The 6,511-nt window shown below is 77.0% G+C and carries 6 protein-coding genes; all 6 read right to left on the bottom strand.

Features of this window, described 5'->3' with window-relative positions; translation table 11 throughout:
• Window positions 1–97: 97 nt before the first annotated feature.
• The gene (locus tag ACI79A_RS19580; RefSeq protein WP_457085425.1) at window positions 98–955 is read right to left on the bottom strand and encodes an ABC transporter permease; all 858 of its coding nucleotides are present in this window, start codon (window positions 953–955) and stop codon (window positions 98–100) included.
• Window positions 952–1,878, bottom strand: coding sequence for an ABC transporter ATP-binding protein (locus tag ACI79A_RS19575; protein WP_457085424.1), 927 nt, complete (start codon window positions 1,876–1,878; stop codon window positions 952–954). Before ACI79A_RS19575 ends, ACI79A_RS19580 begins: the two co-directional genes overlap by 4 nt.
• A gap of 310 nt (window positions 1,879–2,188) precedes the next feature.
• On the bottom strand, window positions 2,189–2,890 hold the full coding sequence (locus ACI79A_RS19570) for a hypothetical protein (RefSeq protein ID WP_457085423.1): 702 nt from the start codon (window positions 2,888–2,890) through the stop codon (window positions 2,189–2,191).
• Between the two features lie 64 nt (window positions 2,891–2,954).
• On the bottom strand, window positions 2,955–4,454 hold the full coding sequence (locus ACI79A_RS19565; protein ID WP_457085422.1) for a hypothetical protein: 1,500 nt from the start codon (window positions 4,452–4,454) through the stop codon (window positions 2,955–2,957).
• 59 nt (window positions 4,455–4,513) lie between these two features.
• On the bottom strand, window positions 4,514–4,699 hold the full coding sequence (locus ACI79A_RS19560) for an antitoxin (RefSeq protein ID WP_457085421.1): 186 nt from the start codon (window positions 4,697–4,699) through the stop codon (window positions 4,514–4,516).
• Window positions 4,700–4,858: 159 nt separating this feature from the next.
• Entirely contained in the window at window positions 4,859–6,379 is a 1,521-nt protein-coding gene (locus tag ACI79A_RS19555; RefSeq protein ID WP_457085420.1) for a leucyl aminopeptidase family protein, read from the bottom strand.
• Window positions 6,380–6,511: the final 132 nt, after the last annotated feature.

Raw genomic sequence — 6,511 nt, 5'->3', positions numbered from 1 at the left:
GGCCCGGTCCGCGAAGCGGACCGGGCCACCGGTCGGCCCCCTTGCAGGGGCCCGCCGCGAGCCTGCGAGTGGCGGGGGGGGCAAGGGGGCCGTTTCTTCAGGCGTCCCGGCGGCGGAAGAGGACGACGGCGACGGTGAGCAGGACCGCGGTCTCGGCGGCGAAGACACCGAAACCCGCCCAGGGGCCGAGGAGCGGAGAGCCGTCGAACATCGCCACCTGGCTCACCACCGCTCCGGCGTTGCCCGGCAGCAGCTTGGCGACCCACTCACCCCACGTCCCCGGCAGGGCGAAGGCCAGGTTGCCGATGACGAAGAGCACGCCGATGCCGACGGTGATCGCGGCGGCGCTGTTGCGGATCAGCAGCCCCAGGGCCAGGCCGAACAGCCCGACCCCCGCCAGGTACAGGCCGCTGCCCAGCAGTGCCCGCAGCACGCCGTCGTCGGACAGTGCGAGGCCCACACCCTCCCGGTCGAGGAACCAGTTGCCGGCCAGGTACCCCGCGACCGCCGTGACCAGGCCGGCCAGGAAGAGGGTGCCGACCACCAGCAGACCCTTGGCGGCGATGACCGACCCGCGCCGGGGCACCGCGGTCAGGGAGGCGCGGATCATCCCGGTGCCGTACTCGCCGGTGACCACCAGCGTGCCCAGCGCGACCGCGGTGAGCTGGGCGAAGAGCATGCCCCAGGTGACGAACGCCGCGGCCGGCTCACCCGCCTCACCGCTGGCGAGGTCCCGGGCCACGGCCCAGCAGATCAGCGCGGTCGTCCCCGCGCCCAGCAGGAACAGCAACGACAGCGCCCAGCGGGTCGACCGGACGGTCCAGAACTTGATCCACTCGGCGTGCAGCGCCGCCGCGAAGCCGGGGGTCCGGACACCGGGCACGTGCCGGTCGGGATCCAGGGAGACGACGTCCGGCGCCGGAGGGGGCACGGCGAGGGTCGAGGACTCGGTCATCGGAGGGCTCCCACGGGCTCGGCCGGGTGCGCGCCGTACTCGACGCTGCCGGCGGTGAGGGTCATGAAGGCGTCCTCGAGCGAGGACTGGACGAGGGTCAGTTCGTGCAGGTGGAGGCCGGCCCCACCGACCAGCTCCCCGACGCCGGCGGCGTCCAGGCCCTGCACCCGCAGCTCGTCGCCGTGCCGGTCGACGTCCAGGCCGGAGCGCTGCAGCAGCTCGGCGACCTCGCCGGGCCGCGGGGTGCGCACCCGCACGTAGGAGGTGGCGTGGTCGGTGATGAACTGGGCCATCGAGCAGTCGGCCAGCACCCGGCCGCGGCCGATCACGATCAGGTGGTCGGCGGTCAGCGCCATCTCGCTCATCAGGTGGCTGGAGACCAGCACGGTGCGCCCCTGGCCGGCGAGCTCGCGGGCGAGGTTCCGCACCCAGCGGATGCCCTCGGGGTCCAGGCCGTTGACCGGCTCGTCGAGGACGACGACCGGCGGCTCACCGAGCAGCGCGACGGCGATGCCCAGCCGCTGGCCCATGCCGAGGGAGAACCGGCCCACCCGCTGGTCGGCGACGTCGGTGAGGCCCACCAGGTCGAGCACCTCGTCCACCCGCTTGGCCGGGATGCCGTTGCTGGCGGCCAGCCACCGCAGGTGGCTGCGGGCGCTGCGGCCCGGGTGCAGCGCCCGCGCCTCCAGCAGCACGCCGACCGAGCGCAGGGGCGCGGGGACGTCGGCGTAGCTGCGGCCACCGATGGTGACGCTGCCGCTGGTGGGCCGGTCCAGGCCGACCATCATCCGCATCGTGGTGGACTTGCCGGCCCCGTTCGGGCCGAGGAAGCCGGTGACCCGGCCGGGCTCCACGGTGAAGCTGACGCCGTCCACGGCGACCTTGGAGCCGTACGTCTTCGTGAGGTCCCGGGCGACGATCATCGCGTGGCCCGGGCCTGCTGAGCAGCGGTTGTGTCCATGCCCGAAAGCCTGTCGGCGCGCGCTCCCGCGGTACATCGGGGAGGCCCCCCAACCGACCCTGAGGCGGCCCCGAGCAGGCACCCTGAGACCGCCCTGAGCCTCCTCCCCACCGTTCGCCCGCCGTTCCCCGGCCGTTCTCCGGGGATCAGCTGAGCTCACCGTGCGTGCTCCTGGCTCAGCCCAGGAGGTGAGCCAGGAGCACGCACGACCAGGTGACCTGATCGTGCGGCCGCGGGAACGGGTGACGGGGCAGCAGACGCGTCGTCCCGGATCAGCCGCCCGCGGAGAAGAGCGCGGAGCCGAGGACGAGGCTGAGCAGGAACGCCCACCCGCCGGTCAGCCGGCGGGTCCCGGGCCGGGGCGCCGGCAGCCCGGGGAACGGCCCGGACAGCAGCAGGAACGCCAGGGACCCCACCGGGTTCCAGCTCAGCCAGAACCAGGCCCACCGGGTCGCGCGCGCCGGCCGCGGCCCGGCGAGCAGCAGGAACACCACCGCGACCGCGCCGAGGAACAGGACCAGCCCGACCCAGGTGGACACCCGCCAGCCGAACACCTCCGACCAGGAGAACCGCTCGGCCGCAGGGGCGATCCGCAGCTCCGGGTGCTGGGTGCGCAGCTCGTCCGCCAGGTCGCCGGGAACGACCGGGCGGGTGCCGTCCGGCGCCTGCTGCCCCGGGCTGACCGCCCACACCTCGGTGTGGTGCGTGATGGGCCCCGCGCGCCACACCGCCGTCTGCACGGCGACGCCGGTGGCCCCCGGTTCCAGCCCCTCGGTCACCGCGACCTCGTCCACCCGCCCGTCCGCGATGGCGCCGCGCAGGTCGCCCAGCGACGCGGCCCGCTGTCCGGTGAGGACAACGACGAGCGCGACGGCCAGCCAGCCGACCGCCAGCACCACCCGCAACGCCGTCCAAGGATTGCCCAGCCGCGCCCGCCGAGGCGCGGGCCCGATGGGTGCGGGAGCCTGCTCCATGGCGGCACCGTAGGGGGGTGCGGCCCACCGCGGAGCGGAACACGCGCGGGCGACCGCCGGCAGCTCAGCCGCGGGCGCCGGCGACCCCGAGCACGGCGGCCAGCCCGAGGGCGCTGCGCGGGGCGTACGGACCGCGCCACAGCCCGCCGTGCGCGGCGGAGTACGCCTCGTCCTGCCACGGGTGCGCGTGCGCCGGGCCCCCATCGGTGTGCAGGTCGTGCACCAGCAGCGCGGCCATCAGCACGTTCGACGTCGCGGGGTCGAACACCTCCACCCCGAAGCGGTGCGCACCCGCGTAGGCGGCGGCCAGCGCCCGGTTCTTCACCACCGAGCGGGTGCGGGTCGGGGGCGCGACGTTGAGCGAGACGGTGGCCCCGCCGGCGCGGGCGACGGTCGCCCGCCAGCGCTGCACCCGCTTGGCCAGCGCGTAGTTGGGGCCCTGCTGGGGGACCAGGCTGTCGTTGATCCCCGGGTCGGCACCGGGCACGTAGTTGCGCTGCAGCAGCCGCCCCGCCGACAGGGTGCGCAGCGGCCGGCCCAGCAGCTTCGCCGTCCGCGACCGGTCGGCGTACGCCGCGACCGAGGCCGCGACCGCGTCGCGCGGCACCACGAAGACGTCGGTGGGGGTGGCGAGGAAGGCCAGCGCGAGATCGGGACGGCGGTGCTGCAGGCGCACGGTGAGCGCGTCGACCGCGGTGGAGACCCGCACGTTGGTGGCGCCGTCGGCGTAGACGTAGTTGCCGACCACGAGGCCGCCGGGGAGGCCGAGCAGCCACTCGGCGACCTCGGGCACCTCGGCCACGAGGTCGGCCCCGGCCTCGGCGGCCGGGTCGGCGTGGTCCCGCCGGGCCGGCAGGAGCAGCGTGCCCGCGCCGCGCCGGGCGGTGTCCAGCACCCGGTGCCACAGCTCCACCCGCGGCAGGTCGACGGCGGCCACCCGGGCGCCCCAGCGCAGCAGGGCCGGGAGCGGCCCCATCTCGGCGCCGGCGCCCAGCACGGCCACCGTGCGCCCGTGCAGCGCCAGCCACTCCGGGTGGTCGAGCACGGTGCGCACCGCGTCGGCGCAGCTGGGCTCGACCACCCCGCCGGACACCCAGGCGTCCAGCCGACGGCGGACGTCGTCGCCGCGCAACCGCTGCCCGCGCCACGGCAGGGTCAGCTCGCGCTCCGGCTGCGCCTCGCCGCGCACCTCGACGGTGACCGGCGACCGGCGGGGAGCCGCGGTGCGCAGCGCGTCCAGCTCGACCTCGCCGTCGGCGCCGGCGACCCGCATCCGGGAGTGCAGGGAGTCCAGGCCGGCCGCGGCCACGCTGCGGGCCGCCGCGGGTGAGGCGAGGCCCGCCTCCACGGTGCGCCGGACGTGCGCCAGGTAGCCGGCTCGCCAGTTCGTCTCGTGCTCGGCGGCGCGCGCCCCGGTCGGGTCGACGGGGCGCAGCGCGTCCGCGACCACCGCCCGGCCGACGGCGGCCGTGCTGCGCCGCCCGTCCGGCCCGGCCGGGAAGACGACCCCGCGCTGGTCCCGCTGGTTCGAACTGCGCTGGTCCCGCTCGTCCGAGGAGGTCATCCGCCGATCCTGCCGGACGGGCCGGGGCCGGCGCCCGGTGGAGGCGCCGGCCCGGTGGATCAGCTGCCGTCGCCGGGGCGGCCGATCCGCTCGTCGGCGAAGTCGCGGCCCTTGTCGATCTGCGCGTCGTGCTTGCCGCCGGTCTTCTGGTCGGCGAACTGCTCGCCCTTGTCCAGGCCCTTGTCGCTGACCTGCTCACCCTTGTCGCTGTTCAGCGCGCTCTTGGCCTTGTCCATCATGCCCATGGTTCTCCCCCTCGGGTCCCGGCCGCACCGGTCGGCGCGACGCCACGGACTGCCATGCCCGCGGCGCGACCCGGGAACACCCGTCGGTCCCGGACGATCTGTTCGGTCCCGGACGACCTCTTCGGCCCCGGACGACCTCTTCGGCCCCGGACGACCTGTTCAGTCCCGGACGACCTGCTCCGCCACCGGTGCACCGGCCTCCAGCCAGCGCAGCAGGGTGCGGACGGCGAACCCGGTGCCCCCCTTGACCACCTCGGCGGCGTCGCTGCCGGCGCGGGCCGGGCCGGCGACGTCCAGGTGGGCCCAGGGCAGGCCGCCGGTGAACGGCTGCAGGAACAGCGCCGCCGTCGTCGACCCCGGGTTGCCCGGCGCGTTGTTGGCGTCGGCGACGTCGGAGTCCAGCTGGGCGCGCAGGTGACCCACGTGCTCCTCGGTCAGCGGCATCCGCCAGAACGACTCACCGGCGTGCCCGGCGGCGGTGAGCAGCCCGTCGGCGAGCCCGTCGCCGGTGGCGTAGAGCCCCGCGGTGCGGGCGCCCAGCGCCGTCTTCACCGCACCGGTCAGGGTGGCGACGTCGACCAGCGCGGTGGCGCCGAGCTCGGTGTGCGCGTGGGCCAGGGCATCGGCGAGCACCAGCCGGCCCTCGGCGTCGGTGTTGCGCACCTCGGTGGTGCGCCCGCCGACGTGCCGGACGACGTCGGCGGGGCGGTAGGCCGAGCCGGAGACGGCGTTCTCGGCGAGCGCGACCACGGCGGTGACCGCGACCGGCAGCTCCAGCCGGGCGGCGGCGTCGACGGCCGCGAGCACCGCCGCGGCGCCGGCCATGTCGGTCTTCATCTCGCGCATGCCGGCGGTGGTCTTGATCGACAGGCCCCCGGTGTCGAAGGTGATGCCCTTGCCGACCAGGACCGGGTGCCCCTCCCCCGCCCCGGGCGGCGTGTACCGGACGACGACCACCCGCGGCGGCGAGGCCGAGCCGCCGCCGACGGCGAGCACCCCACCGAAGCCGCCGGCGCGCAGCTGGTCGGGGCCGAGCACCGTGGCCTCGACGTGCGCGAGGCCGGCCAGCCGGGCGAGGACCTGGTCGGCGAGCCAGGCGGGGGTCTTGGTGTCGCTGGGGGTGTTCACCAGGTCGCGGGCCCAGGCGACGGCGCCGGCGGCGACCGAGCCGGCGAGCTCACCGGCGGCCACGGCCGGGTCGTCGGCGTCGGCGGCCACCACGGCGACCTCGGCGAGCCGGGGCGGGTGTGGGGTCGACGAGGTGCGGAAGCGGTACCCGGCCAGCACGACGGCCTCGACGGCGGCGCGCACCTCCTCGGCGCCGGCCGGCCCGGCGGCGGAGTCCAGCGGCAGCACCAGCCGGCGGGCGCCGTGCTCGGCGAGGGTCTGCGCGCGGCGGACCGCGACCGCCACGTAGCTGCGCAGGTCGGGCACGGTGGCGTCGCCGACACCCACCGCGACCACGCTGCGCGGGCGCCGGCCCGGGACCGGCAGGTTGGTGATCCCGCCGGGCTTCCCGCCGTTGCCGGTGTCGGCCAGCGCGCCGGCGAGGAACTCCGGGTCGACCGGCGGCTCCGGACCGGCGTCCGGACCGCTCAGCCAGGGCGGCAACGCGCCGCGGGCGCCGACCGGCACCGCCAGCACGTCGTCCGGCCCGAGCACGGGCAGCGCGGGCAGCACGGTGACCTGCGGGAACGGCGGGGGGGGGGGGGGGGGGGGGGGGGGGGGGGGGGGGGGGGGGGGGGGGGGGGGGGGGGGGGGGGGGGGGGGGGGGGGGGGGGGGGGGGGGGGGTGGGGGGGGGCGGGGGGGCG

The sequence above is a fragment of the Modestobacter sp. SYSU DS0657 genome (assembly GCF_054050925.1).
The sequence above is the reverse complement of the archived record's forward strand: the minus strand, read 5'-3'. Positions and strand labels throughout refer to the sequence as shown.

What these genes read in the sequence shown, in the direction of transcription:
- ACI79A_RS19580 (WP_457085425.1), bottom strand. Translation starts at nt 955, where the DNA reads ATGACCGAGTCCTCGACCCTCGCCGTGCCCCCTCCGGCGCCGGACGTC.
- ACI79A_RS19575 (WP_457085424.1), bottom strand. Translation starts at nt 1,878, where the DNA reads ATGATCGTCGCCCGGGACCTCACGAAGACGTACGGCTCCAAGGTCGCC.
- ACI79A_RS19570 (WP_457085423.1), bottom strand. Translation starts at nt 2,890, where the DNA reads ATGGAGCAGGCTCCCGCACCCATCGGGCCCGCGCCTCGGCGGGCGCGG.
- ACI79A_RS19565 (WP_457085422.1), bottom strand. Translation starts at nt 4,454, where the DNA reads ATGACCTCCTCGGACGAGCGGGACCAGCGCAGTTCGAACCAGCGGGAC.
- ACI79A_RS19560 (WP_457085421.1), bottom strand. Translation starts at nt 4,699, where the DNA reads ATGGGCATGATGGACAAGGCCAAGAGCGCGCTGAACAGCGACAAGGGT.